Below are 26,838 nucleotides of genomic sequence, written 5' to 3'. Positions count from 1 at the left end.
GACCCCAGCCGCGGATACGTCCTGCTCCACTACCGGACCCTGAGCAACGCGGAGATCGAGCAGCACTGCCCCGGAGAGAAGCCGGCCGCCAACCGCACCCTGTTCAACAGCACCAGCACCTACCACGGCAGCACCGAACACCTCACCCCGTTCAACTGGCTCAACGTCCGAGACCACGGCGTCAGCTCGGGCGACACCACCTCCGGCTGAGCCGGACGACCTGACACGGAAGCGGCTCTCGACGATCCCGGTGTTCCACCAGGGTGACCGTCGAGAGCCTGCTTCGTGTGCCGAGACCCCGACGACCGGGGGTTTCACGCACTCTGCCGACCGGGAGATCTGCCGGGCTTCTTCGCCGCCCCCTCGAAAAGTGCCCCGGTCCCGCCCGGGCACGGTCGCGTACGTCGTCCGATGTCGGCATGACCACATGACGAGAGGAACGAATGACGACGGGCCGGTGTGAAACGTAGGGTGCTCCTCCGATGTCCTGATGTCTGGACGAATCCGTGCGCGTTCCGCGCAAGTCAGCGAAGCAGGTGGTCATGGGGCGTCCGGAAAGACCGTTGGACCCGGCCGCGGGCCCCGTGCAGCGCCTCGCGCAGGAGCTACGGGAGCTTCGGGAGGCGGCCGGCCGGCCCACCTACCGCCAGATGGCGAGTCAGGCCCACTTCTCGGTGGCGGCGCTGGCGCAGGCGGCGGCGGGGAAGAAGCTGCCGTCGCTCGATGTCCTCCAGGGATACGTGCGGGCGTGCGGGGGCGAGCCGGGGGAGTGGGAGCCACGGTGGAAGGCGGCCGAGGCCGAGGTCGTCGGACAGGCGCGGGACGAACCCGACGTGGCGCCGCCGTACCGGGGACTCGCGCGGTACGAGCCGGGAGACCGGGATGTCTTCTTCGGGCGGGACCGGCTGATCGAGGACGTCGGGTCCCTGGTGTGCGAACGGCGCTTCGCGGTGGTGTTCGGGGCATCGGGGAGCGGTAAGTCGTCCCTGCTGCGGGCCGGACTCGTGCCCCGGCTGCGGGCCGAGATCGCACGTCGTGAACAGCCCGCCGTCCTGCGGGTGCTGACCCCGGGCGCGCGGCCCGTCGCGTCGTACGGGCATCTGCTCGCGCCGGGGGAGGGGGAGCCGGAGAGCTGGGTGGTGGTGGACCAGTTCGAAGAGGTGTTCACGCTGTGCCGGGACCGGCTGGAGCGGGACCGGTTCATCGACCTGCTGCTGACCGCACGTGATCCGGGCAGCCGGCTGCGGGTCCTGATCGCGCTGCGCGCTGACTTCTACGGACGGTGCGCGGAGCACCGGGAACTGGCTGAGGCACTTCGCGGCGCCGGACTGCTGGTCGGGCCGATGACCGCCGACGAACTGCGGGACGTGGTCGTCAAACCGGCACAGGCGGCCGGACTGATCGTCGAACGGGAACTGACCGCGCGGATCGTCGACGAGGTCCTCGACGAGCCCGGCGGCCTGCCGATGCTCTCCCACGCCCTCCTGGAGACCTGGCGTCGGCGCCGCAGCCGCATGCTCAGCCTCGCCGCGTACGAGACGACCGGCGGGGTACGGGGCGCGATCGCCGCCACCGCGGAGACTGCGTACGGCGCACTGAACCCCGAACAGGCGCGCGCCGCACGGCAGTTGCTGCTGCGCATGGTGGAACCCGGACAGGGCACCCCGGACACTCGGCGGCCCCTGCCGAGAGCCGAACTCGACGCGTGGACCGACTCCGGCGTGGGCGTCGCGGTGGAGACTCTGACCCGCGCCCGTCTGCTCACCGGCGACGAGGACGGCGTCCACCTGGCGCACGAGGCGCTGATCAGTTGCTGGCCCCGGCTGCGGGACTGGATCGAGGAGGACAGGGAACGGCTGCGCCACCACCGCGCACTGACCGAGGACGCCCGCGTCTGGCTGGAGCACGACCGTGACCCCGGAACCCTGTACCAGGGTACCCGCCTCGCGCGCGCCCAGGAGATGTTCCCTCACCACGCCGACGACCTCGCGCTGACCGCCACCGAGCGGGCCTTCCTGGCCGCCGCCGTAGCGCACCGGGAGGCTGAACACCAGGCCGCCGTGCGCGGCGCTCGCCGGGCGCGGATACTCCTGTCCACTCTGTCGGCGGTGCTGGCGGTGGCGCTGGCCGCCGGTCTCCTGGCCTGGCAGCAGCACCACGACAACGAGAAGCGGCGCACCGACGACGCGGCCCGGCGGATCGCCGAGGCCGCCGACTCCCTGCGCACCACCGACCCGCGCACGGCCCAACTCCTCGGCGTCGCCGCCTGGCGTCTCGCCCGGCTGCCCGAGACCCGCCGGGCCCTGATCGGCTCTCTCACCCAGCCTGAGACGGACACCTTCACCGACCCGGCACCAGGGGACGACACCGCACGCCTCCTGACCGACTCCGGCCGTACCCTCCTCAGCATCCACGGCGGCACCTGGCACACCTGGGACGTGGCCGACGGCACGCACACCGCGTCCGGCCGGCTGCCGGACGGACAGGTACTCTCGGCCGCGCCGGACGGCGGACTGCTCGTCGTCCAGGCGGCCGACGGCCGCACCCGGCTGTGGGACCTCGCCACCGGGAAGTGGACCGGCCCGGTCCTGCCAGCAGCCACCACCGTCGACGCCGTGGCCGGCGGGGTCCTCGTACAGGACGACGTCAGCAACGGCTGGATACGGCTGCGGTCGGTCACCGACGGCCGTCAGCCGTTCGCGATCCGGGTAATCTCCCAGGCGGACACCGCACTCGCCGCGGACGGCCGGACCCTCGCCGTCTGCCCGAACGGCCAGGCCCCGGAGATCTACGACGTCGCCCGGCACCGCGCCCTGCCCGGCGACTGGCAGAAGGCGGCCGGAGCGTGCGACGACACCCACGCGGAGTTCGGGTTCGGCGGCAGCCGGTTCTCCGCGGTTCGCGGTGACGGAGTCCGTGTCTGGGACGTCGTCACCGGCCGCGAGATCGCCCGGCTCACCGCCCCTGGCACGCAGGACGCCGCCCTCAGCGCGGACGGTGCCTTCCTCGCGACGCTCGACCCCAACGAGATCAAGGTGTGGCGGCTCTCGCGGCCCTCCGCACCGGTCTTCCGGCACTCGCTGAACGACCAGTTCGTCTACGACCGTCTCGCCTGGGACTCCCACACCCCCCGGCTGCGCTACATCGAGGGCGGCACGGTGCACACCCTCGACCTCACCGCGGCCACCACCCCCGCCTGGCTGGCCCGTCCCCTCGACACAGCCCTCCTCAGCCCTGACGGCCGCACTCTCGCGACCGCTGAACACACCGGCACCGCCTACCGTGTCCGACTCCGCGACACCCACGACGGCTCCGCCCGTACGCTGCCGGCCCCGCCGCTCCCCGTCGGCCTCGACCCCGCCGCCCCGCCCGGCCCGTCCGAGACCATGCCTCTGCTGGCGTTCAGCTCCGACGGCTCCGCCCTGGCGTACGGGGTCGCGGTGCCGGGCCGTGACGCCGCAGCCCAGCGCGTCACCGTATGGGACCGTGCCCATGACCGTGTGCGGACCTTCCTCGACCTGACGGCGCCGGCCCCGGCCGGTGCCGTGACCGGTCTGGCCCTCGGCCCCGGCGGCCACACCCTCTACGCCGTCCGCGCCCCCCGCGTCGGCAACCCCCGCAGCGAGGCATGGGATATCGGACGCCGCCGACGGACCTCGGTGTTCCCAGCGGCCGACGGCACCCATCTGGCGCTGCGCCCCGACGGGCGGCTGCTCGCCAGCGACGCCCGCACCGTACGCCTGCCCTCCGGCACGGTGGGCGCCCCCGACCTCACCCTGGCCGTCGGAGTGGCCGCCTCGGCCTTCGCCCCGGACGGCTCCCGGCTGGCGGTCGGAGACCAGGGCGGCCGGGTCTACCTGTGGGACGGGGACGCCCGGCAGCGCGCCGGAGTGCTGCGCAACGAGTTCCCCACCGCTCTCGGGGACGACTCCGAGCAGATCGACGCCCTCGCCTTCAGCCCGGACGGCACGACCCTCGCCGTCGGCAGCGACGCGGGCACCCTCCAGCTCTGGGACATCGCCACCCGGCAACCCCTCGGCGGTCCTCTGCCCACTCCCGGCGAGGCCATCACCTCTCTCGCCTTCGCGCCCGACAACACCACCCTCTACGCGTCCGGTGCCCACGTGCCCCTCCAGCGCTACGACATCGACCCCGCCCACGCGCTCGCCCGCATCTGCGCCCGCACGGCGGACGCGGACCTGACGAGGGACCAGTGGCGGACGTACGCCCCCGACGCTCCGTACCGCGGAGTGTGCGGGGACCGCCCCTGACGCGTTCTCCCAGGGCAGGCTCCGCGGCGCCGCAGGCGACCGGCGTGAGGACCGGAGCGGCTCGCGCTTCTGGGGCCGCGGCCTCGTGTCATGCGTCACCCGCCGGCCGATCCCCTGTCGCGCATGAGGCGCTTCAGCAGCGCGAACTCGCTCGCGAGCGCCACGGCAGGGCCGTTCAGTGACACGTCACGGGAGTGCGGGTCCAACCAGGCCCCGGCCACCCCGTGCCGGTGGGCGTCCGGTTCTCCTCGGCGCGAACGCCGGAGCACCGCCCGTATCCGCGCGCTCACCACGCTCGGATCGAACGGCTCGGTGACGTAGTCGTCTCCGCCCGTCGCCAGCGCGTGGCACGTGTCCTCGGCGGAGCCGCGGGAGCTGAGGAAGATCACCGGGGTGTCCACCCCGGCCGCCCGGAGCCGCCGGCAGACCTCGACCCCACTCAGGTCGGGCAGGTCCGTGTCCAGCAGTACGACGTCCGGGTCCCGGTCATGCACCTCGCGGAGCGTCTCCTCGGCCGTGTGCACCGCGTGAGCGTCGAAGCCCAGGAAACGCAGCGCCGTGCCGAGCGCGGCGGGGGTACGGTCCGGGCCCCGGCTCACCAGGACGCAGAGACGGTCGGGTACACACGGTTCGTTGTTCATGCCTGGTGCCCTCTCGCTGGGCGGTCTATGTGTCGAACCCCCTCGCACCAAGTCTGACCAGCACATGTTTGTCTACGAAGCCCATCTGGCCACCGTGGACAAAGGCGAGAGGCGCAGCCCCGTTGGGGTCATCCGGGTGAGAGGCAATTGACCTCAAGAGGGGAATACATGTTCTTTCTCGGTGATCTCCGTGCGAAGCTCGCCTCATCCGCCGTGACGGACCTGAACGGCCAGCATCTGTGCCCCAGCTCTGCGGCCTCGCGCATGGATGACGCGAAGCGAGGTCATGTCCGTTTCCCGCGCCGGAGAACCCACACTGCTCACATCGGGAGAATGCCCATGCCCAAGCTCCGTATCGCGCTGCCCGCCCTCAGTGTCCTGGCCGTGGCCGGGCTCGCGCTCGGCGGGGCCGTGGCGCCCGCGTCGGCTGCCACTCACGGCCTCGTCCACCTCATGGTCAAGACCAACGCCCGATCGGTCTTCGTCAGCACCACCACCAACCCGTTCGACGAACCCTTCACGACCTGTCGGACGCTCGGCCAGGGCACGGGCTGGAAGGACGCCCATCAGGATCTCCAACTGGGCAAGAACGTGAAGCTCATCACCTTCACCACGGGCAACTGCACCAACGGAGTTCTTGCGACCCGAGACCTCACCGTGCCGAACGCGACCAGCGCCGACAACCTCTGGGTCGACATGAGCTGACCCTTGTGACGGTCCCCGCGCCGTGGTGCCCCGGTCGTCGAGCGCGGTGGACCGGGGCCCGCCCAACGGTGTGGCGGACCTCGTGCGACTCTTCCGCCGTCTCGACGCCGACGGCTCCGGCCCGCAGCCTCGGTCTCGGCACCGCGATCGATCCTGGCGCGGGGGCGTACGTCGTCGCCCTCGACCGCGATCTGTCCGGTGTCCACGGCCACCGGACGGGACACCGCGTGACGGTCCTGGTGCCGGACGCCGCCGGCTCACCCGGTGAGCGCGTCGGTGGGCTGGTCCTGGGCGACGACCACCTCGTCAAGCACGTCGGCCCGCTCACGGTGACCATCGGCCGCCGACGTGAACTCGGCGACCCCGCGGTCCGTGAGATCCGGGCATCTCGGAGCCTTCGGCGGTCTGGCCGCGAGGCGGTGGAACCCCGCGGCGCCTTGGACAGACCGTTCAGCGCGGCCGGTCGGTGGCTCTGATCGTTCGGGCGGGGGTGGCTGTCAGGCTGGCGAGGAGTTTGAGGTGGTCTTCGGAGGTGCTGCCGGGTTCGGCGGTGTAGAGGCTCAGGTCGTGCACGGCTCGCTGTGACATGGGCAGTTGTACGGACTGGTAGGTCAGTTCCAGGAGGCCGACCTCGGGGTGTTGCAGCCGTTTGGTGCCGTCGTGGCGGATGCGGACGTCGTGCGCGGCCCACATGGTGCGGAAGTCGGCGCTGAGGGTGGACAGCTCGCCGATCAGTTCGCGCAGGGCGCGATCGTGCGGTTCGCGTCCGGCCTCGGCACGCAGCAGGGCGACGGTGGCGGCGGCGCCGGCCTCCCAGTCGACGAAGAAGTCCTGTGAGCCGGGGTCGAGGAAGTGGTAGCGGGCGAAGTTGGGACGGCCGCGTCCGTCGGTGGTGGGGCTGGTGAACATGGGCGCGTGCAGGGCCCGGCCGAGCGCGTTGTGGGCGATGACGTCCAGGCGGCCGTCGCGCACGAACGCGGCGGACATCGTGATCGAGTCGAGCAGCCACCGGATACGGGGCGGGACGTCGACGTCGCGGCGGCGGGACGGGGTGCGGCGGGCGGGACGGGCTGCGCGGGCCAGGTCGAACAGGTAGGTGCGCTCGTCCTCGTCCAGTTGCAGGGCCTGGGCGACCGCGGCGAGGACATCCTCGGAGACACCGCTGATGTGGCCCTTCTCCAGGCGGGTGTACCACTCGGTGCTCACACCGGCGAGTACGGCGACCTCTTCGCGCCGCAGCCCCGGGACCCGGCGCCGGGCACTGGTGGGCAGCCCTGCCTGCTCCGGGGTGATCTTCGCGCGGCGGCTGGCGAGAAAGTCCCGGATCTCGGTGCGGTGGTCACTTCGGTCGTCCATGCGTTCCACCGTAGCCACCGGTGCGCGGAGAGGGAGGTCGAGTTTGTACCCCCTATAAACGCGACCTTCCTCCAACTCGGGGCGGCCGGTTCTCTGGGAGACGTACACCGATCACAACCCTCACGGAGATGAACCTTGAGTACGCGAGGAGGAACCCTCCAGGCCCGCGACAACGTGCAGACCGGCGGGGCGCGGTCGGCTCCGGCCCGGCTTCCGCTCGTCGTCCATGTGCTCGCGCTGGGCACGTTCCTGATGGGCACCACCGAGTTCGTCGTGGCCGGCCTGCTCCCCGAGATCGCGGGCGACCTGCGGGTCAGCATCGCCCAGAGCGGGCTGATGATCACCGTCTTCGCGGTCGGGATGATCGTCGGAGCGCCGCTGATGGCCATGCTCACCCTGCGGCTGCCCAAGCGGCTGACCCTGATGCTCGCCCTGGGCGTCTTCGCCGTCGGGCACATGATCGTCGCTCTCAGCTCGAACTTCACCCTGGTCCTCGCGGCAAGGTTCCTGACCGCGATCGCCACCGGTGCCTTCTGGGCGGTGGCCAACGTGGCCGCCGCACGCGCGGCGGGCCCCGCCGCCAGTTCCCGCGCCCTCGGCCTGGTCGGCGCGGGCGCCATGCTCGCCAACGTCGTCGGCGTGCCGCTGGGCGCCTTCGCCGGACAGCTCATGAGCTGGCGCGGACCGTTCTGGGCCCTCGCCGCCCTGGCCACGGCATCCATCGCGCTCATCGCCCGCACCGTCCCCCACGACGGCGAAAGCCAGGAGACGGTGTCGATCCGCTCGGAACTGACCGCTCTGCGCTCCGGGCGCCTGTGGCTGGTACTGGCGGCCTGCGCCAGTACGACCGGCGGTGTGCTGGCGGCGTACTCCTACATCGCGCCGCTGCTGACCGATCGGTCGGGCATCCCGTCCGGGATCGTGCCGCTGGTCCTGGCGGGCTTCGGCCTCGGCGCCCTCGCCGGCTCACTCGTCGGAGGCCGTCTGGGGGATCGCCGCCCTCACACGGTGACCATCGTCGCCGCTGTGGGTGCGACCCTCCTGCTGCTGGCGATCGCCCTGCTGGCCGGCTCCGCCCCCGCCGTCATCGTCCTGGTCACCCTGCTGGGCTTCTTCGGCCTCGGCGCCAACCCGGTCCTGATGGCCCTGGCCGTCCGCTACGCCGGCCAGGCACCCGTCCTGGCCTCCGCCCTGACCGTCTCGGCGTTCAACCTCGGCACCGCCATCGGCTCCTGGATCGCCGGCCTCACCCTGGAAAGCACCGGTGTCACCGGCCCGACCGTGGTCGGCACCGGCATCGCCGCCCTCACCCTGATCCCCACCACCGCCCTCGCGCTTCTCCAGAGCCGAACAGCGGAAATCCAGAAAAGCCATAAAGATTAGTAGACCGATGAATACCTCTTACTCGGGACGAAATCAGGTGGGACAAGGACGATGACTGACTTTCTCCAGACGACGAACGTCCGCGCGACAGTCGTCAGGACCCATGACGGGCCGGAGGTTCTCGCCTTGGAAGAGGTCCGCCTCAAGGCTCCCGGCCACGGCGAAGTCCTGGTGCGGCTTGCCGCGGCAGGGGTCAATTTCGTGGACACGTACATGCGCCGCGGCCTGCGCCCCATGCCGCTGCCCTTCACACCGGGCCTGGAGGGCGCCGGCACGGTGGAGGCGGTCGGACCCGGCGTGAGCGACGTGCGGCCGGGCGACCGCGTCGCCTACGCCCAGCAGCAGGGTGCTTACGCCGAAGCCGCCGTCGTTCCGGCCGACAGCCTGATCCCTCTGCCTGACGGCATGTCCTTCGAGGAGGGGGCCGCGTTCCCGCTTCAGGGTATGACCGCCCACTACCTGATCCACGAGTACCGCAAGCCGTCAGAAGGGGACGTGGTCCTCGTCCACGCCGCCGCGGGCGGGGTGGGGCTGCTCCTCGTGCAGTGGGCCCGCCACCTGGGCGCGCGAGTCATCGGGACGGTTTCCACCGAGGAGAAGGCGGAAACGGTACGCCGGGCCGGCGCCCACGACGTCATTCTCTACACCGAACAGGACTTCGCCGAAGAGACCCTGCGTCTCACGGACGGGCACGGCGCCGATCTCATCGTCGACGGCGTCGCGGCGAGCACCTTCGCGGGGAACCTTCGTGCGGCTGCCCTGCGCGGGCACATCGTGGTCTTCGGCGCGGCCGGCGGCCCCGCCGATCCGATCTCCCCCAACATGCTGATGAGACGCTCCCTGACGCTTTCCGGCGGCGACCTGTGGCACTTCATGCAAACTCGGGAAGAGATGCTGACCCGCGCCGACGCGGTGATCGAGGGCATCAAGAACGGCTGGCTGAAGCCGCACGTCTCCCGCGTATTTCCCCTGGCCGACGCCGCCGAGGCGCACCGTCTGCTGGAAGACCGCAGGACCATCGGCAAGGTCCTGCTCTCGACCGGCAACTGATCCACACCACCTTCAGCACACAGCAGCAGGAAAAGGAACATCACTCATGCGCGCAACACTCCTGTACGGCTCCGGCGATGTCCGCGTCGAGAACGTCCCGGACTCCGTCATCAAGCTGCCCACCGACGCGCTGGTGAGGATCACCGCGTCCTGCGTCTGCGGCAGCGACCTGTGGCCCTACGCCTCGCACAAGGCCGAGGACGGCCCCGCCCGGATGGGCCACGAGTTCATCGGCGTCGTCGAGGACACAGGCTCGGAGGTGACCACCGTCCAGCGCGGCGACCTGGTCGTCGCCCCGTTCGCCATCTCCGACAACACCTGCGAGTTCTGCCGTGAGGGACTGCACACCTCCTGCTCCCACCCGCAGGCCAACTTCTGGGACGGCGAGGCAGAGGAGGGCGGCCAGGCCGAAGCGGTCCGTGTCCCCCTCGCCGACGGCACCCTCGTCAAGCTCCCCGTCGCGCCGGACTCCGCCCTCGTCCCGTCGCTGCTGACCCTCTCGGACGTCCTCGGCACCGGCCACCACGCCGCCGTGGCGGGCGGTGTCAACGAACGCACACGCGTCACCGTGATCGGCGACGGCGCCGTCGGCCTGCTGGCCGTGCTGTCGGCCAAGCGGCTCGGAGCCGAGCAGATCATCCTCATGGGGCGTCATCAGGCCCGTACCGACCTCGGCCGCGAGTTCGGCGCCACCGACGTCGTCTCCGCACGTGGCGAAGAAGGCATCGCCCAGGTGCGGGAGCTGACCGGCGGACACGGCACGCACGTCGTCCTGGAGTGCGTCGGCAACATGCCCGCCTACCGACAGGCCACCGGGATCGTCCGCCCGGGCGGTGTCATCAGCCGGGTCGGCGTCCCGCAGTACGAGGAGGCGCCGATCGGCTTCGGCAGCCTCTTCCGCCACAACCTTCGCCTCGCCGGCGGACCGGCCCCGGTCCGCGCCTACATCGAGGAACTGATGCCCGACATCCTCGACGGCACCATCGAGCCCGGCAGGGTCTTCGACGTCACCACCGGCCTCGACGGCGTCCCGGCCGGCTACCAGGACATGGCCGACCGCAAGACCCTCAAAGTCCTCATCAAGCCCTGACCCGGACGCGGGTGGGGCGCGGCACGAACCACGCCCCACCCGGCAGCCGAATCTCGTGAGGACCGCGCGGTTCGAGCACGCGAGGGCCGGCCCTCGAAGGACTCCGCACCGCAGCCCGTGCGGTCGGGCGGAGCGGGCGGCCACCTGCCACCGGCGTCACTCACGAACAGCCCACCGCGCTCGGCGGTACGAGAAGCGGGAGGGGGTCGGGCTCACCGCCGTCTCCGCCGCGCGTTTCGCGGACACACCGCGGTAACCAGCCGACGAACTCGATCGCGCCATGCCCGTTCACCAGTTGGTCCTGGGCCCCCGTCCCGTCCCGGTAGGAGACTCTCCGTCTCGCGCTGCACGCCGGCCGGTCGGCCAATCGGGACGGCGCCGAAGCGGACGCCTTCGGTACCTCTGCCGGTGCTTGGCGACGACCGCCTGCCTTGTTTGCCATCACCTGTTCGTCCTCGGACGCCGTATCGAAGCCCCTCCCGGTCAACGGCCTGTGGAGTGAGGGCACTTGCCTCTTTTTCGGGCGCGACCGTTGAAGGAATCCTGGACTCCGCAACGCAAACCCCCACACGCACGAAATAAGAGGACTCATCTGTGTCATCTCTGAAGCGCCGTCTGCCGCTGCTTCTGGCAGGTGTCGCCGGCCTCGGCACACTCATGGTCTCCAGCGGAACCGCCTTCGCCGCACTGCCCGACGGAGGCACCCCCCTCCTGGTTCAGGGCGGGGTCGGCCTGCCCAGAGGAACCAACAGCGTCCGGGTCACTCTTCAGGGCACCGGTTCGCTCTGCTCGCCCATCGACGGCACCAACAACATCCGGACCCGCTGGATCGTGCGGGAGCAGGACGTCGTCTCCGTCGACCCGTACACCGACAGGGCGTGCCAGGGCGCCCGGATCGGCGCCGGTGTCGCCTACCGCCTGACCTATGCCGGGCCTGACCCCGTAGGGGGGTTCTCCGGCGTCCTGGTCTCGGTCCGGACTCCGCGGGTGCTCATCTGTGCCAACGCGGGCTGGACCGACGGCGACCCTGCCTCCTGCCGGTAAGAACCTCCACTCTCCTCAAAGGAATCATGAACATGCTTGTACGCGCACGCCGTGTCGTCCCGGTCGCTCTGGCGGCGGGAGCATCCGCCGTGATGCTGGCGACCTCGCCTGCCTCTGCCGCGACCATCACCCAGATCAACGTCAGCACTTCGGCCATTCCGAGGGGGGCGAACTGCGTCTACATCTCGGCGGAATCATCCGGCGGGGGCCGCATCAGCCCCGCCTTCTCCTTCACCGCGGGCGGCAGTTTCCAGACCGGCGGCTTCCACGTGAACACCGGTGACACCGTCCGCTTCGAGTGGCACAGCAACAACTGCGGTCCGCGGTCCACGCTGGCCACGAGGTCGTACACCGCACCCAACAGCACCACCTGGAACATCACCTGATGTCCGGCCCGGGGGTCCTGCCGGACCCCCGGGCGCACCACTGTCACCGCCGGTCGGCGGGTGGCAGGTCCAGATGCCCGAGCCAGCACAGGATCGCCGCAGTCCGGCTCCGGACACCGAGTTTGCGGTAGATGCGGTCCAGATAGTTCCGCACGCTCTTCTCGGTCAGGAACAGCTTCCTGGCCACCTCCCGGACTCCATGGCCGGCGGCTACGAGGACCATCACCTGCCGTTCCCTGGGGGAGAGCCGCGACAACGGGCCCGGTGCCGGTGCGCGGTGCGTCCCTGCCGGCCGCTCCCGGGCCACGGACGCCAGCCTGCCCTGCTCCGCGGCGATCGCCGAAGCGTAGAGGCTGACGCCGTGACGGGCGCACGCGAGCGCGGTCCCCAGCAGCCAGGGGCACCGGACTTCCAGCAGGTAGCTCACAGCCCCGAGTTCGAGGGCGAGGGTGATGTCGTCCCAGTCGAGCCGGGGCGCGATCATCACCACGGGTGGCAGCGAAGCCTCAGCCTCCCCGACGAGACGCTTCAACTCCCGCGCCATGCCGGCGCCGTGAAGCAGGAGGAGATCGTCGTCCGGGAGGAGGTCGAACGCCTTGTCGACCCGTCTGAACGTGATCCCCGCCGGACTGGTCGGCACGTCGTCCTGGTCGCTCAGCAGCGCCACGGACAGTGATATCGCTCGCGCGGCCGTCGGATGGCGGCAGTGATTCCCCATGCTCTCTCCTTGGTTCCGGTCCTTGTACGCGCGCTTCGACCGAGACGGCGACGGAAGATCGCCGGAAGCGGGTGCGCGCCGAGGAGGGCGGCAGGTCGTAGCCGTATCGACGGGTCGGACTTCGGGCCGTGTCCCCCGTCTCGGTGCAGCCGGCGGTCCGTCATGCCGGCTTCGCTGCCGTCCGGTGTGTGCCGCCGTCCCGCCGGTGCGCGATCGTCTGCGCCACGCGGCGGGACACTGTCGAACTCCGCGTGTGCGAGACGTACTTCGCCGCCGGACAACCCCGCCGGACAGGTCGCCCCCGAAGTCGATCCGGGGCCGACTTCTTCGGTCGGCGATCGGGCGGGGCTGACCGGTTACGGGGGCGCGTCATCCGGTGAGCGGCGGGCCACTGCTTCGGGCGCCCGGCTTCCTACGCCGCGAGCATGCCCTGCCTCGGGCCCGTGATGTCGTACGAGATGCGTCCCGCCGGCAGGTAGAACAGGGCGATGAGTGCTCCGCCGCGCACCTCGGGATAGTGATGGCTGCCCGGCGCGGGTGCGGTCCACCCCGGCCCCTGCCAGCCGTTGGGTCCCCTCAATACGGCTCCGGGGGCTATGGGGACCACAAGGTTCAGTTCGCCGTACGGGTGTGCGTGGTACTGGCCGCGGTAACGTTCGACGCTGTCCATGTACACGGCTGTGATGCTGAAGTAGTGCGTCTGCGCGGTCGGTTCGGCGATGCGGCTGCGCCGGTAGCGGGGGCCGTCGACCTCTACGTCGGCGGCCCAGCCCTCGTCCAGCACACCGATCGTGATCAGCCGGGCCAGGTCCTGGTACAGCATGCTGCGAGGTCCATAGGCGGTGTTGAGCCATGCCTCAAGTTCCCTTCCCGCCGTGCGGTTCTTGACCTCGTCCAGGAAGGGGACGCTGCGCTCGATCAGCGCGTGCCGGTTGTCCTCGGTCATGGTCGCCGTGTCCTCTCGCGTTGCCGGTGACGTCTTGTCCTGGTGACCATGCCTCATCATTTTATTACAGTCAATGTCTGTATTGAAATGGTCGCACGAGGGTGTGCAGGGCTCCCGGGCTCCTGCCGCCCGGGAGCGTCAGCTCACGCTTCCGGGTGTGCGGCGATGGCCGGCCAGAGGGTGTCGGCCACCCGCTCGGCGAAGTCCGCGGGCACTTCCCGGCCGGTGCGGAGGTAGTCGGCGAAGTAACTTCCGAAGCACAGGTTCACGGTCATGTCGAGATCCACCGTCTGCCGCACGGCTCCGCGCTGCTGGAGATGGACGAGGGTCAGCAGGAGTTCCTCGCACCGAGGCTGCACGCCGTGTTCGCGCAGCTGCTCCAGCAGGCCGGGGACCCGTTCGGTCTCGGCCATGAAGTTGCCGTGCAGCGCCATGGCGCGCTCGTTGCGGTAGCGCGGATCGAGGCGCCGCACCGCCTCGACGAACGCGTCTCGTGGCGCCAGCTGCTCCAGGTTCAGTGGTGGATACGCCTCACGCTGCCTGGCCAGGCCGTAGCGGAGGGCGTCGATGACGAGGTCGTACTTGTTCGCCCAGCGCCGGTACAGGGTGGGCCGGGTGACTCCGGCGTCCGTCACGATGTCCCCGATCGTCATCGAGGAGTAGCCGTCGGTGGCCAGCCGCTTGCGCGTCGCCTCGATTATGGCTTCCTCGATGGCCGGATCTCTGGGGCGCCCCGCGGACGGCACGGGCGGCTCCGTGGCGGGGCGGTCACCGTGCCTGCCCTTGTGCCCGTTCGTCCGGCCGGTGTCCGCACTCGTCATTCCAGGTCCTTTCGCAACGGTTCATCGAAGCCGGGCCTCCTATCCTGCCGTTCTTTCGCGTCCCCCGCGCTCGCCTCGGCCCGGGTGGGAGGGTGAGGGGATTCCGATTTCCTGGTCCGTCGCGTCGGTGCTCCGTCCGGGTGGGGGCTGTCGAAGGTCACCTGTCCTGGGTCCTCCGGTGCCGCGTCACCCGTGGTCGCGAGGGCGGAGACGACGGCTGAGAGCAGCCGGGTCAGCCGCCTCGGTGCGGTTTCTCTGGGCTGGTTCACGGGAACGGGAGTCCTTCCTCCGGGGGGCGTTCGCACTCGACGGACATTTGCATTACAGTCAATGACTGTAATGGATGGTCTCGCGGCTGCGGAACCGTCACCGTTCACATCTCTCCACCGGAGGACAGCCATGGTCAGCGACTACGAAAGCGGTCGAGTGGGACTGCTGCTCGTCGACCTCGTCAACGAGAACTTCTCGAAGGACGGCAAGGCGTACCCCATCTACGCCCCGGAGTACGAGCGCCTCGGCACGATCGACAGCCTCAAGAGGCTCATCGCCGGAGTGCGGCGACACCAGGACATCCCCGTCTTCTACTCGACGACCTCGTTCACCGACGAGGACTACACGACGTGGCGGCACGTCTCCGGGATTCACCGCCAGATGTTCGACAAGCGGATGTTCACGGCCGGCACTTGGAACACCGAGTTCCACGAGGAACTCGCTCCCCGGCCCGGCGACGTGGTCCTCGCCCCCCACAAGGGCCTCGACGTCTTCCACCACACCGACCTCGAATTCCAGCTGCGGCAGCGCAACGTCGACTACCTGGCGATCGCCGGGGTCTCCGGGATCATGGCCGTGGAGTCGACCGCCCGCACCGCGATGGAGCGCGGCTATCACGTCACCGCGTTCACTGACGCGGTGGCGGCCCCAGGCGGCCTGGTCACCTACCAGGCGATGATGCGCGGCCTGACGATGGTGTCCCACAACGTGCTCGCCGTCGACGACTTCCTGGCCTCACTCGACAAGCCGGCCGCGTAAGCACACTGGACACAGGTCCGGCCAGGAAGGCAGTCGGCACATGAAGCGCGCACGAACGTGGTCGACGGACGCCCGGGAGCGGTTCCTGGCATCCGATCCCGGGCTCACCCGGTTGCTGTCCGGGCTCAGCGCGGTCTGCGCGGTGCTGCTGACGCTCGGCGTTCTCACGGCCTCGGATGCCTCGGTGCCGATTCTCGTGACGGGTGCCCTCACCGCGATGGTCAGCACGGTCGCGGTCACCGAACCCCACCCGCGCGACCAGGCACTGACCCTCGCGACGGGAGGGCCGGTCGCCCTGGCGGTGATCGCGGCCGGCAGCGCGCTGGCACCGTACCGGGTCGTCGCGGACGTGGTGTTCGTCCTGCTGATCTTCGCCGCCATCTACATCCGGCGGCTGGGCCGGCGCGCGACCACGCTGGGCGTCTTCGCCTTCGAGCTCTTCTTCGTGACCCAGTTCGTCGAGACACGCGTGGATCAGCTGCCGCAGCTGTCCCTGGCGGTGCTGGTGGCCTTCGCCTGCTCGGCACTCGTGCGGTTCACGATCCTGCGCTCGCCGCCCGAAAGGACGCTGCGACGGCTCCGGCGGGCCTTCGAACTACGCCTGGCCCAACTGCTCGACGCGCTGATCGGCGTGGTGGAGGCGGTACCGGGGACGACGTCCGCGGAGCGGGCGGCCGACAGCCTGCGCCGACACGCGGCCCGCATGCACACGAGCGCGTTGATGATCCACGCCCAGCTCGGGACCGGAACGCTCGACGAGCGCTCCGCCTCCGCGATCCAACGCCGCGTCGTGGAGGCGGAGACGGCCGTGGAACGGCTGGCCGTCCTCGTCCTGCGCGTTCTGCGGCCCGGCGCCGACATCGACACCCTGAGTCGGCACTTGGCCCCGCCCCGCCCCGCCGGACCCGCTGTGGACGCCCGCGACACGGCGGCCCTGCGCTCACTGCTCGCGGAACTGCGCGCTCTGCGCGCCGGAACCGGCCTCGGTTCCCCGCGGCCGACGGGCCCCGATCACGACGAGGTGCGCAACCGACTGCTCGGCTACCGTGCCGGCGAGCGTCTGCCCGACGCCTCCCCCGCGATGCGGGACGTCTTCCGTGCTGTCGGGGATCTCACCTGCGCCCTCCTCGGCCTCCACGTGGCCCCCGACGCACAGACCCCGGAGATCCGCGGGACCCCGGAGGACTCCAGCCGGGCCGAGAGCACCCCGCCGAAGCCGCGGAGCCCTCGAATCCGTCCCACCACCAGGACCGCGTTCCAGGTCGCGACCGGCTCGGCGCTGGCCATCGTCGGCGGGGAACTGCTGTCGCCGCAACGCTGGTACTGGGCGGTGTTCACGTGCTGGATGGTGTTCATCAGCACGGCCTCCACCGGCGAGATCCTGGTCAGGGGATACCGGCGCCTGATCGGCACGGTGGCAGGTGTCGTCGTCGGGCTCGGTCTCGCCGCCCTGACGAGTGGCACGCCCTGGCTCGCCTTCAGCCTCGCGTGCCTGAGCGTGTTCGGGATGTTCTACGCGATCACGGCGTCCTACGCGCTGATGTCGTTCTTCGTCACCACCATGATCGGCATGCTGTACACGCTGCTCCACGCCCTCACCCCGGGCGTGCTGGTGGTGCGGATCGAGGAGACCGCGCTCGGCATCGCGTGCGGACTGGTCGCCGCCCTGCTGGTCATGCCGGTGCGTACCCAGGACCGTACGGACCAGTTGCTGTGCGACGCGCTGGAGCGGCTGCGCGCGGTGCTCTCCCAGTCGCTGGCCCAGTTGCGCGGTGAATCCGGCGGAGACCCGCTGGGTTCCGCTCGTGCGCTGGACGAGGCTCTGGACAGCCTGCGTGTGTCGGCGCAGCCACAGACCACGCAGGTCAGCCTGCTGAGGTCCCGGCGGCGCAGGGCGCTCGCCGTGCTGGGACTTGTGGAGACAGCGGCCTTCCACGCCCGCAGCCTGGCTGCCACCGTCGGACCGATGCCCGCAGGACTCGACGGTGGTGCCGATCCGCACCTCGTGAGGGAGACCCGGCGCATCGACCGCAACCTCGCGACCCTGATCAGCCATGTGGCCCGAGGCGACGAGGACGGCACCCCATTCGTGCGCGGTCCCGGCGATCCCACCCGGCCCGAACAGGCCGGGAGCGGGGCGCGTCCCGAAGACATCGACCCGATGCGACGCGTCCGGCGGCACCTGCACCGGGTGGACGAGAACGTCCAGGCCCTGGCCCGGACACTTCACCTGCCCGTCCGTGACGGTCTGTGACACCACCGGCCTTTCGGTGGACCTCGGCCCTCCCCCGACCGGCGTATACGCCCTGCACCGCCGAGGCCGGCTGACGGCGCCGACGTACGTGATGCGGTGTGTTCAGCCATGATCTGCGCAGGGCGGGCCGACGTCGTGGCGGATCAGAGGCAGCCCCGTCGCCGTGTCGGCCTCGATCCCGTACCGATGGCGGCTCTCGGCGGGGACACGGTCGGTGAGCGGGTCACGAGGTCGACCGCGAGCCCCTTCCACGGGGTGGGGTCACGAGGTGATTCCCATGTCCTTGCGGAGTGCGACGACCAGTGTGATGTGGTTGATCAGGTCGGTCTCCGTCCGGCCCTCGGACTCGTAGTTGAGTCCTCCCGGCCAGAAGTGCCACGCGTCGCCGTGGACGGTGGCGGCCGGATCGCCGGTCACCTGCCGGACCACGGCCGTGGCCGCGGGACCGTTCCACACCCCGTTCACCATGCGGTTGGGCCACGTCCGGTAGGTGCCGACGCCGAGGGTGTGAGCCGTCTCGTGCATCGCGGTCACCTTCTGCATGGAGGACTTCGCGCCGAAGTTGATCTCGCCGTCGTAGCCGCCCTCAGCGGTGGGCACGCTGGGCACGTAACTCACCCGCAGCGACTTGGTGATGTTCGTGTGGCAGTTGTACAAGGACAGGGCCTGGTTCATCGCCGTGGTGATGCGGGCGTACGAATCGGCCTGGTCGGCGGTGGGGCTCGCGGCCTTCACCAACGTGTAGGTGATGTGGCCCTGCGCCGGGCAGGACGCCGTGGCGACGGGTTCCGCCGCCAGGGTCGGCACCGCTGTCGTGCACAGCAAGGCGGCCGAGGCCATCGCCGGACCGGAAAGCCTGGGCTTACGCATGGTTCTCTCCTGGAAGTGCTCGTGTGGGCGACCGATGGTTCGGCCGGGAAGCGGGAGGCGGTGTCACAGCGCCGCGCGCAGACGGCTGACCGTCACGAAGTGGAAGCCGCGCTCGGTCAGGGTCCGCAGGATCTCGGGGACGGCGGCGACCGAGGTCGGGTGGATGTCGTGCATCAGGACGACGTCGTTGGGCTTGGCCTTGTCGATGACGGTCCGGGCGACCTTGGCCGCGTCGCGGTGCTTCCAGTCCTCGGTGTCGACGTCCCACAGGACGGGGGAGAGCGTGGTGGCCGCCTTCACGGTGTCGTTCACCGCGCCGTACGGGGGCCGGAAGAGGGTCGGCGCCTTGCCGGTGGCCGCCTCGATGGCCGTGCTGGTGCGCTCCAGCTGGGAGCGGACCTCGTCCGGGGTGAGGCCGGTGAGGTCAGGGTGGTTCCAGGAGTGGTTGCCGATCTCGTGTCCGGCGTCCGACTCCGCGCGCACCAGCTCGGGGTGGGCGGCGACGTTCTGGCCGACGGTGAAGAAGGTCGCGCGCGCCTTGTACCGGGCGAGGTACGTCAGCAGAGTCGCCGTCTCCGGGGCCGCGGGCCCGTCGTCGAAGGTCAGCGCGATGCACGTCACCTGAGCGCAGTCCGTGGTGTCGTCCTCGGACGCCGTCTCCACGGGGACGGACGGCTCGGGTTCGTGGGTCGCGCCGAGATCGAGTCCACCGCTCGGACGTCCGGTCTGCCGCTGGACGCGCTTGCCGAAGTCGGACAGCCACGGGGCGACGGCCGTCTTCGGGAAGGTGACGACGTACTGGTCCGCCGCGGGGACGCCTACCTCGCCCCGGTCGAAGGTCGCCGTGAGGCCGCCGTCGGCGGTGAAGACCATGTCGTCCACGACGGCGGTGCGGTTCGCGGGATCGTCGAGGATTCCGTCGAGGGAGGCGGCGTCCACGCCCTCCCGGCTCTTGAGTTTCTCCTTGAGGGCGGAGACGAAGTCGTCCTGGGACGCCTCGTCGACGAGGTCGAGGGCGGTGCGTGCCGCCTGGTCCTCGCCGTCGTACCAGTAGGTGCTGTTGGACAGCCCGCTCCCGGCGGCCGAGCCGTCGCGTGTGGTCAGGCGGACCCCCAGGACATCGCCCGAGGCGGCCAGGAACTCGTAGCTGATGTTCAGCTCCGCGCTCCCCTCGGCCGCGGCATCGCCCTCGCACGATCCCGTCCGGAAGGTGTCCACACGCTGCTCGACGTCCTTCTGCATCGCGGAGGTCATCCGCTCCGCGCCCGGAACCGCCGGATAGCTCGCGGCATACCGGCAGGCGCCGTGCTCGCTGCTGTCGGTGACGATCTCCAAGCCCCTGATCCGCGCTGGATCGACGGTGTGACCACCGTTGGCCGGCGAAGAGCCGGCGGGTCCGTCCCCGGGCTCCGAGCCGGGGGACGCGGGCACCCCGGACGAGCAGGCCGCCGTCAGGGAGAGCGAGCCGAGCAGGACGAGAGAGGGGAACAGAGAGCTTTTGCGCATGAGATGAGAGAGCCCTAAAGGGAGGGGGATTTCGGGTGGGCCGGACGGCCACCGCCCGATCCTGACCGGGCCCGACATTTTCCAGCCACCCTCGCCATCACCTCTGGAAAATCCCTGGACGACCACGCTGACCTCAGCAGACCTCCCGGTACGGCGTGTCCGGCACGTACGTCCGCCAACGCGCCTCGCTCAGACTCCCTCCCGCACGCTCACAGACCGCGGCGGCGGCCCGTTCGGCGTCGACCGTGTAGCGCTGGAGCGTGGTGTGCGGGCCGGTGGTGTACAGAGTGCCGTCATCCCGGCCGAAGGCGGCCGAGCGGATCTCGTCGCCGGACGTGGGCAGGTCCGTACCGAGGAGCTGCTGGGAGGCGGTGTCCCACAATCGGAGGGTGCCGTGCGTGCCGCCGACGGCCAACGTGCGGCCGTCGGCCGAGAACGCCAGCGCCGCGACCTCCTCCGGCGCGCCCTCGCCTGCCGCGCCCGACAGTCCGGCCAGGACATCCGTCCGGCGTTCGGCGTTCCCGTCCCACAGGGTCACCCGCCCCGAGGCGTCGCCGACGGCGAGCCGTTCCCCGTCGGAGCTGAACGCCAGCGCCGTGACCTTCTTGCCGTCGGCGAGAGCCCGGCCCACAGCAGTGCCGTTGGGCAGTCGCGCGTACCGGTCGAGCGAGCCTACGAGCAGACGTCCGTCGGGGCGGACCGCGAAGGTCTCACCGAAGAGGCCCGGCAGCGCTCCGGTACGGCGGCCCGTGCCCGTGTCGCGGATGTCCGTGCCGGTGGTCCCGCCGATCAGCAGTGTCCGGCCGTCGGGCCCGAGGGCGAGAGGGTACGCGGGGTTCTCCCGCGTACCGGGGAGTTCGAACGACGTCCGTGCCGTGTGCGAGGCCACGTCCCACACCATGACCCGCTGCCGCCCGGAGAGCGGGGAGATTCCGCTGACCACGAGGGCCCTGCCGTCCGGGCTGAAGGCCAGCAGCGGAGTCTCGTCGACGGAGGTGGGGAGGGCGCCGACGGTGTCGTGGGCGAGGAGGGCACCGGTGTGAGCGGAGCGGAGTTCGAGGCGATAGGTCCCCCCGGAGCGGGTGGCCGTGACGAGGGCGGTGCCGTCCGGGCTGAGGACGCTCGCGTCGGCCGGTGTCTCCTGCCAGGGGGCCGCGAGGTTCGGTGTGAGGTCGTACGAGCGGACGGTCGCGGCGTCGCGGAAGCTCAGCACCCGGTCCCGGCCCAAGGCCCAGGTCAGGTCCCGCACCTCCTGGCCCTGTGCCAGCGGCACACGGACCACCGGGAGTCCGGAGCCGAGCAGACGCCACACCGTGAGCTCGCCGTCGTCCGCCGTGGCGAGGAACCGGTTGTCAGGTGTGAAGTCGAGGTCGGTGAACCCGGTGGTTCCGAGGCTGCCGAGTTCGGCGACGAGAGCACCCCTGGAGACGTCCCAGACCCGGGCCGTGGTGCCGGAGACGGCGGCCAGGCGGGTGCCGTCCGGGCTGAAGCGGAGCACATGGCCGCCGCCGTCCGCGCCGGTGCCGGTACCGCAGAAATCCTTGTCCCTGGCCCAGCCGCCGGGCAGACGCTCGTCCCGTACCGTGTCCCACACTTCGGGCGATCCGCCGGCGGGGCAGAGCGCGAGGAGCCGGCCGTCGTGGTCCAGGCCGGCGGCGGTGGGATCGGCGGTCGTGGCGAGGAGGACCTCGCCGTCGGTGGTGCGACGCAGTTCGACGGGGCCCGTGCGGTCCAGCGGGGTGGTGAGGCGGCCGGAGCCGTCGGAGGTGAAGGCCAGCACGCTGCCGTCCCCCATGCCGGCGACCGGCTTTCCGGCCGTCAGGTCCCACAGCTGCCCCGTGCCGTCCGGGCCGGTGAGGTCGAGAAACCGGCCGTCGGGGCTGACGGCACCCACCTCCGTGTCCGCCGGCAGCCGGTAGAAGGCGCTCCGGTGCCTTCGGGCCACGTCCCAGACACTGACCGTGCCGCCCGCCACACTGACCAGCCGGCGGGCCTGGTCGATGAGGAACCGTCGCGTGTCGCTGCCGGTCTGCGGATCGGTGAAAGTGTCCCGCTGCGCCTGGTACAGGGCGCCGAGCAGCGCGGAACGGGATTCCACGAGCGGCGCGGTCCGCCAGGCGGCGGCTCCCAGCAGCATGGCCGTACGGGGGTCGGAGGAGCGCAGGCCGGCGGCCGACGCGGCGATCCTGCGGGCGGTGGCCTCGGCGGCCTCCGCCTGGCCGGCCCGGTTCTGCTGCCAGGCGACCAGGCCGACGGTCAGAGCGAGGACGAGGAGAACGCAGAGGACGGCCGAAAGGGTGCGCCGTCTGAGTTCGGCCGTGTCGCGGGCGGTGAGCGAGGCGGTCAGGAAGGCCCGCTCACGGTGGGTCAGGTCGTCCTCGTCCCCGGGCCGTTCCCGAACACCCGGCCCCTCGGGTTCTCCGGTGAACAACTCCTCGGCACGCGACAGCCGAGAACCCCGGTACAGGGCCCCGTCCTCACGTCCCAACTCCTCCCAGGCACGGGCCGCCTCGGTGAGCCGGCGCTGCTCGTGCAGGCGCTCCCGGTCCTCCTCGATCCAGGCGGCGAGCCTCGGCCAGCCGGTGATCACCGCCGAGTGGGCGAGTTCGACAACACCGTCGTCGAGGGTGACCAGACGGGCGACGGCGAGCCGTTCGAGGACATCCCGCGCATCGGCTGGGAACTCGGTGTGCTCGACCGGGCCACGGGCATCGGCGGTGCCCTGGCCAGGGGCGATCAGCCGCAGCAGGACGCGCCGGGCGGTGCGGGTACGGTCCGTGGGGAGCGCGCCGTACATCTCCTCGGCGGTGGCGGCGATCGCCCCGCCCACGCCGCCCGCCGCCTCGTACGCCGCTGTGGTCAGCGTTCGTCCCCTGCGTCGCCGCCACGTCTCCAGCAGGGTGTGCGACAGCAACGGCAGCGCGCCGGGCCGACCGGTGAACTCGTCGACGATCCGGGCGGTCAGCGCCCGTTCGACGAGCAGGCCGACGGCGGCGGCCGGCTTGGTGACCACCTCGCGCAGCTCGTCCCGGTCCATCGGCCCGACCAGCAGGCAGGCCCGGCCGATCGCCTCGGCCAGCTCGCGGTCCCGGGCACAGCGGCCGTGGAAGTCACCGCGCACCGCCACGACCACCCGCAGCCGGCTCCCAAGGTCACGGGACGTGAGCAGCAGACGCAGGAAACGGTCCCGTTCCTCGGCGTCCCGGCACAGGGTGAACACCTCCTCGAACTGGTCGACGACCACCCACGTGTCCAGTTCGCCCTCCTGGGGCATCAGCGCCTTCTCGTGAGTGGCGGCAGGACGCTCCCCGGGCGTCAGCACCCGGATCACCTCCGGACGGTCGGCGCCGGTCGCATCCCGCAGCGCCGGTATCAGGCCGGCCCGCAGCAGTGAGGACTTACCGCTCCCCGACGGGCCGGACACCGCCACGAAGCGATGCGCGCGCACCAGGCCGAGCAGCTCTCCGACGAGCGCGTCCCGGCCGAAGTACAGGTCCCGGTCGCACGACTCGAAACGCGCGAGCCCTCGGTAGGGCTCGGCAATGCCCGCAGCCTCTTCCCTCGCCCGTTCCTCGACCGCGCCCTTCGCCTCCCGCCAGCGCTCCTCCCACGCCTCGGATTGCGCGCCCAGCGCCTGCACATAGGCCAGGACCACGGGCAGAGACGGCAGTTGTTCACCGCCGGCGGCGGCGGAGAGCGCACTCGTGGAGTACTTCGCCCGCCGGGCCATGTCCTGGTACGTCGGCTTCCCCGCCGCCTCGCGCAAACCCCGCAACTCGTGCGCCAGCCGCTGGACCGGTCCCGCCTCGGGGTCCAGCGGCTTCTCGCGTCGTCCCATCCCGGTGTGCCTTTCGAGATCCGCGTACATCGAACGCTCATCCTGCTTTCGGCTCGGATGAGATCTTCCTCGTGGAACAGGGACGGACCGCGTGGACACGGTGTGCCCACGGCCGGATGCCCAGCACACCGCACGGGGTCGCGGATTCAGTTCGGTGCGACCGTCGACGGACGGTCGTCGGGGCGGTCCGGGCGCACGGAGAAGGCCATGTCGCCGGCCGCCGCCACGATCGCGTCCTCGACGAGAAGCAGGCTCGGCGCGGTGTACTCCGCGTCGTCCGTCAGATCGTCCAGCCCTGCCGAGCGCCACCGGACCGCCCCACTGCCCTGGTCCAGCGCGATCAGCCGGCCGAACCGGTTGGCGAAGTACACGGCGTCGTACGTGGTCGACACCGCAGGCTCCGACAGGCTCTCCAGCCCGGTCGCACGCTGCCACAACTGCCGGCCGTCGGCGGGCGACACCGCGGTGACCGTACCGTCCGCTCGTACGAAGTACACGGCGTCGCCGACCGTGGTGACCCGGCCGCGCTGAGCCCCGGCGAGGTCGATCCGCTCGACCTCGCCACCGCCCGGTTCCACCCGGACCAGTCCCGTGTACGGCAAGGTGCCCGACGTCCGGGCCTGCTTGTCGGGGGTCTGCGAGAGAGCGAACAACAGCTGTCCGTCGACGACGCCGAGGGGTTCCGCCAGCGGAGGCAGCGTCGCGAGGTCGCGCCGGGTGCCGTCGGCCGTGTCGAGCCGCAGCAGAACGACCGGGCGGCCGGAGTTCTCGTCGTCGGGCGCGCACAGCCCGTACGGGTTCCCGCCGAGGACCAGCGGCAGGCACGAACTGCCGGTGGGCGCCGAAGCCGACGACCGCCACAGTTCCTCCCCTGTCGCCCCGTACGCCACGAACTCCGTCGCGGTGACCGACATCGTCAGCAGCCCACCGCTGAACAGGTACGCGGGCGCGATCTCGCCGAACTCCGCGTCGTAGTCCTTGACACGGCGGGTCCAGCGAGGCTCCCCGGTGCCGGTGTCCAGAGCCGTCACATCGATCAGGTCGCTTCCGGTGACGCTGTCGCCGTCGGGGTCGTCGGGCTCCGCGTAGACGTAGACGAGCCCGTCGCGGACACCGATCGGCAGCGTCTGCACAGGGTTGGTACCTGTCCGCCACAGCACGCTTCCGGAGGAAGGATCGACCTTGGCGGCGGTGAACCCCGTTCCCGCGCAGTACATGGCGTCGCCGCCGGGCAGACATCCCGACTCACCGTGGGCGAGCGGGGAGGAGTCGCCGGAGGACTCGGACAGGTTCGTCAGCCACGGCCTCCACCCCTCGGGCACCTGCACGTCCGCCGCCGCGTCCGGTGGCAGGTTCACCACTGCCACCGCCAGCCCCGTGACCGTCAGTGCCGCCACGACGCCGATCAGGGTCCGCCGCCACCCACCCCCGCGCCGCAACCAGGACGAGGCGCCGGCCGGCAGCGCGGCGGCTCTTCTGCCCAGCGCCTCGGCGAGAGCCGCACCCCGTGACAGCCGACGGTGCCGGGAACGGCGGCGGGCATCCGTCGCCGATCCCGCCCCGGACGAGACCCGGAGGGTGGCGTCGGGCAGCGTACGGAGCATGTGATGCACCTCGGACAGCCCGGGCCGGGCGGCCGGGTTCTTGTCCAGACAAGCGGCGACGATGCTGTGAAACGGTTCGGGGACTCCGTCCAGGCGCGGCGGCTCGTACATGATCTGGAAACCCGTCATGTAGGGGCTTCCCGCGTCGAACGGGCCCGTGCCGGTGGCCGCGAACACCAGGACGGACCCCAGGGAGAACACGTCCGACGCTCCCGTGACGTCGCGTGGTGCGCTGAACTGCTCCGGTGACATGAAGGGCGGGGTACCGATCAGCCGGCCTGTCAGGGTGAGGTTGTGGTTCTCGGGGGCCCGCGAGATGCCGAAGTCGATGACCCGCGGCCCGTCCTCGGCCATCAGGATGTTGCTGGGCTTCAAGTCCCGGTGGACAAGGCCCACCTGGTGGATGTCGCGCAACGCCTCGGCGAGCCCCAGACCCAGCGTGCGCAGGGCCTTGCCGCCCAAGGGCCCGTCCTCGGCGACGGCTTCGGCCAGCGTCGGGCCGGGCACGTACAGCGTCGCCATCCACGGCTGTCCGGCGTCGGGGTCGGCGTCCACCACCGGGGGAGTGAACGCCCCGCTCACCCGGCGGGCCGCGGCGATCTCCAGCCGGAAGCGGGCCCGGAACTCCTCGTCCTGGGCGTAGTGGGCGTGCACGACCTTGAGCGCGACCTGCCGTCCGGAGGACGAGCGCGCCAGATGGACGACGCCCATGCCGCCGCTGCCCAGATGGCGGACCAGCGTGTAGTCGCCGATGGACCGTGTGGACTCGATGGATTCCGCATCGCCGGGGCTCGGTGGCATGTCCGGTCACCTTCCGCGATCGGTGCGTTCTCGTGGTGCGTTCTGTTTCGACGAAGTCGGCACGATCGGCGTGAGGAGGGAGCCGGGTGGCGCGGTTCGTGGAAGCCGTCAGTCCCTGACGGGGTGTGTTCAGGCTCGTCCGAGCATGGTGAGCACTTCACGGACGGCCCGTTCACCGCTTGCCGTGGTCCTTCTCGTCCGTGCCTTCGGGACCGAAGAACTGCTCGATGAGGCTGATCGCGCCCAGGCCGGCCGCGTACGGAGAGCCTGTCGAAGGCGTGGGCGGCGCGGTGCGCCGGTCAGCGGCCCGCAGCCTGAGGACTGCGGTCTCGTTTCGCGCGGCACCCTGGAGGGAGATCGTCGACCACTCTCCGCGCCGGGTGTCGACACGCGCGGCCCCCGTGCGCGGTGAGCCGGCCGCCGGAAGCGGTTGAACGCCGTCCGCGACCACACGCGCCGTGCCGAGCGCAGCACGTGGGGCTCGCATCCAAGGGGTACTGCCAGCAGGCACTGGATCTCCCGAAA

General features: G+C 71.0%; 21 protein-coding genes. 11 read left to right on the top strand and 10 right to left on the bottom strand.

Annotated elements, in window-relative coordinates:
• Positions 1–210 (top strand): hypothetical protein (locus ABZX85_RS38480; protein WP_355879774.1); only part of this gene is annotated, 210 nt, incomplete at its 5' end.
• Between the two features lie 332 nt (positions 211–542).
• Positions 543–4,271 carry a WD40 repeat domain-containing protein gene (locus tag ABZX85_RS38475; RefSeq protein WP_355879771.1) on the top strand — a complete coding sequence of 1,243 codons (3,729 nt, stop codon included), beginning with the start codon at positions 543–545 and terminating at the stop codon, positions 4,269–4,271.
• 95 nt (positions 4,272–4,366) lie between these two features.
• On the opposite strand, the gene ABZX85_RS38470 is transcribed toward ABZX85_RS38475, so the two are convergent.
• Positions 4,367–4,912 (bottom strand): response regulator transcription factor, encoded by a 546-nt coding sequence (locus ABZX85_RS38470; RefSeq protein WP_355879768.1) that lies wholly within the window; start codon positions 4,910–4,912, stop codon positions 4,367–4,369.
• Between the two features lie 339 nt (positions 4,913–5,251).
• Here ABZX85_RS38470 and ABZX85_RS38465 point away from each other — a divergent pair, with 339 nt between their 5' ends.
• Both ABZX85_RS38465 and ABZX85_RS38460 read left to right on the top strand, forming a co-directional pair.
• Complete coding sequence (locus ABZX85_RS38465; RefSeq protein WP_355879765.1) at positions 5,252–5,617, top strand: hypothetical protein; 366 nt, start codon at positions 5,252–5,254, stop codon at positions 5,615–5,617.
• 68 nt (positions 5,618–5,685) lie between these two features.
• The gene (locus tag ABZX85_RS38460) at positions 5,686–6,093 is read left to right on the top strand and encodes a hypothetical protein (protein WP_355879762.1); all 408 of its coding nucleotides are present in this window, start codon (positions 5,686–5,688) and stop codon (positions 6,091–6,093) included.
• Here the strand turns inward: ABZX85_RS38460 and ABZX85_RS38455 are convergent.
• Positions 6,068–6,973 carry a helix-turn-helix transcriptional regulator gene (locus tag ABZX85_RS38455; RefSeq protein ID WP_355879759.1) on the bottom strand — a complete coding sequence of 302 codons (906 nt, stop codon included), beginning with the start codon at positions 6,971–6,973 and terminating at the stop codon, positions 6,068–6,070. The two genes, ABZX85_RS38460 and ABZX85_RS38455, sit on opposite strands and share 26 nt — an antisense overlap.
• A 135-nt stretch (positions 6,974–7,108) precedes the next feature.
• On the opposite strand from ABZX85_RS38455, the gene ABZX85_RS38450 reads away from it, so the two are divergent.
• The 5 genes from ABZX85_RS38450 (at position 7,109) to ABZX85_RS38430 (ending at position 11,926) form a co-directional block, all read left to right on the top strand.
• Complete coding sequence (locus ABZX85_RS38450; protein WP_355879756.1) at positions 7,109–8,356, top strand: MFS transporter; 1,248 nt, start codon at positions 7,109–7,111, stop codon at positions 8,354–8,356.
• Between the two features lie 51 nt (positions 8,357–8,407).
• Entirely contained in the window at positions 8,408–9,406 is a 999-nt protein-coding gene (locus ABZX85_RS38445) for a quinone oxidoreductase (protein WP_355879753.1), read from the top strand.
• Between the two features lie 46 nt (positions 9,407–9,452).
• The gene (locus ABZX85_RS38440) at positions 9,453–10,496 is read left to right on the top strand and encodes a zinc-dependent alcohol dehydrogenase family protein (protein WP_355879750.1); all 1,044 of its coding nucleotides are present in this window, start codon (positions 9,453–9,455) and stop codon (positions 10,494–10,496) included.
• 594 nt (positions 10,497–11,090) lie between these two features.
• Complete coding sequence (locus ABZX85_RS38435) at positions 11,091–11,540, top strand: hypothetical protein (RefSeq protein WP_355879748.1); 450 nt, start codon at positions 11,091–11,093, stop codon at positions 11,538–11,540.
• 32 nt (positions 11,541–11,572) lie between these two features.
• A complete protein-coding gene (locus tag ABZX85_RS38430) occupies positions 11,573–11,926 on the top strand; it encodes a hypothetical protein (protein WP_355879745.1) in 354 nt (117 codons plus the stop codon).
• 43 nt (positions 11,927–11,969) lie between these two features.
• On the opposite strand, the gene ABZX85_RS38425 is transcribed toward ABZX85_RS38430, so the two are convergent.
• From ABZX85_RS38425 to ABZX85_RS38415, 3 genes are all read right to left on the bottom strand, one after another.
• Positions 11,970–12,644, bottom strand: coding sequence for a response regulator transcription factor (locus ABZX85_RS38425; RefSeq protein WP_355879742.1), 675 nt, complete (start codon positions 12,642–12,644; stop codon positions 11,970–11,972).
• A 412-nt stretch (positions 12,645–13,056) separates the two neighbouring features.
• Positions 13,057–13,590 (bottom strand): DUF4863 family protein, encoded by a 534-nt coding sequence (locus ABZX85_RS38420; RefSeq protein ID WP_355879739.1) that lies wholly within the window; start codon positions 13,588–13,590, stop codon positions 13,057–13,059.
• Between the two features lie 143 nt (positions 13,591–13,733).
• Entirely contained in the window at positions 13,734–14,411 is a 678-nt protein-coding gene (locus ABZX85_RS38415) for a TetR/AcrR family transcriptional regulator (RefSeq protein ID WP_355879737.1), read from the bottom strand.
• Positions 14,412–14,810: 399 nt separating this feature from the next.
• Here ABZX85_RS38415 and ABZX85_RS38410 point away from each other — a divergent pair, with 399 nt between their 5' ends.
• Positions 14,811–15,440: an isochorismatase family cysteine hydrolase gene (locus ABZX85_RS38410; protein WP_355879735.1), complete on the top strand. Its 630-nt coding sequence runs from the start codon at positions 14,811–14,813 to the stop codon at positions 15,438–15,440.
• Positions 15,441–15,480: 40 nt separating this feature from the next.
• On the top strand, positions 15,481–17,694 hold the full coding sequence (locus tag ABZX85_RS38405) for an FUSC family protein (protein WP_355879732.1): 2,214 nt from the start codon (positions 15,481–15,483) through the stop codon (positions 17,692–17,694).
• A gap of 261 nt (positions 17,695–17,955) precedes the next feature.
• Here ABZX85_RS38405 and ABZX85_RS38400 read toward each other — a convergent pair whose 3' ends face one another.
• From ABZX85_RS38400 to ABZX85_RS38380, 5 genes are all read right to left on the bottom strand, one after another.
• Positions 17,956–18,564 (bottom strand): hypothetical protein, encoded by a 609-nt coding sequence (locus ABZX85_RS38400; protein ID WP_355879729.1) that lies wholly within the window; start codon positions 18,562–18,564, stop codon positions 17,956–17,958.
• Positions 18,565–18,627: 63 nt separating this feature from the next.
• Positions 18,628–20,070 carry a polysaccharide deacetylase family protein gene (locus tag ABZX85_RS38395; protein ID WP_355879726.1) on the bottom strand — a complete coding sequence of 481 codons (1,443 nt, stop codon included), beginning with the start codon at positions 20,068–20,070 and terminating at the stop codon, positions 18,628–18,630.
• A 133-nt stretch (positions 20,071–20,203) separates the two neighbouring features.
• A complete protein-coding gene (locus ABZX85_RS38390; RefSeq protein WP_355879723.1) occupies positions 20,204–23,908 on the bottom strand; it encodes a hypothetical protein in 3,705 nt (1,234 codons plus the stop codon).
• Between the two features lie 146 nt (positions 23,909–24,054).
• Positions 24,055–26,313, bottom strand: coding sequence for a PQQ-binding-like beta-propeller repeat protein (locus ABZX85_RS38385; RefSeq protein WP_355879720.1), 2,259 nt, complete (start codon positions 26,311–26,313; stop codon positions 24,055–24,057).
• Positions 26,314–26,485: 172 nt separating this feature from the next.
• Entirely contained in the window at positions 26,486–26,800 is a 315-nt protein-coding gene (locus ABZX85_RS38380) for a hypothetical protein (protein WP_355879717.1), read from the bottom strand.
• Between the last annotated feature and the right edge of the window lie 38 nt (positions 26,801–26,838).

Source organism: Streptomyces sp. NPDC004539 (assembly GCF_040610055.1).
GTDB lineage: Bacteria > Actinomycetota > Actinomycetes > Streptomycetales > Streptomycetaceae > Streptomyces.
The sequence above is the reverse complement of the archived record's forward strand: the minus strand, read 5'-3'. Positions and strand labels throughout refer to the sequence as shown.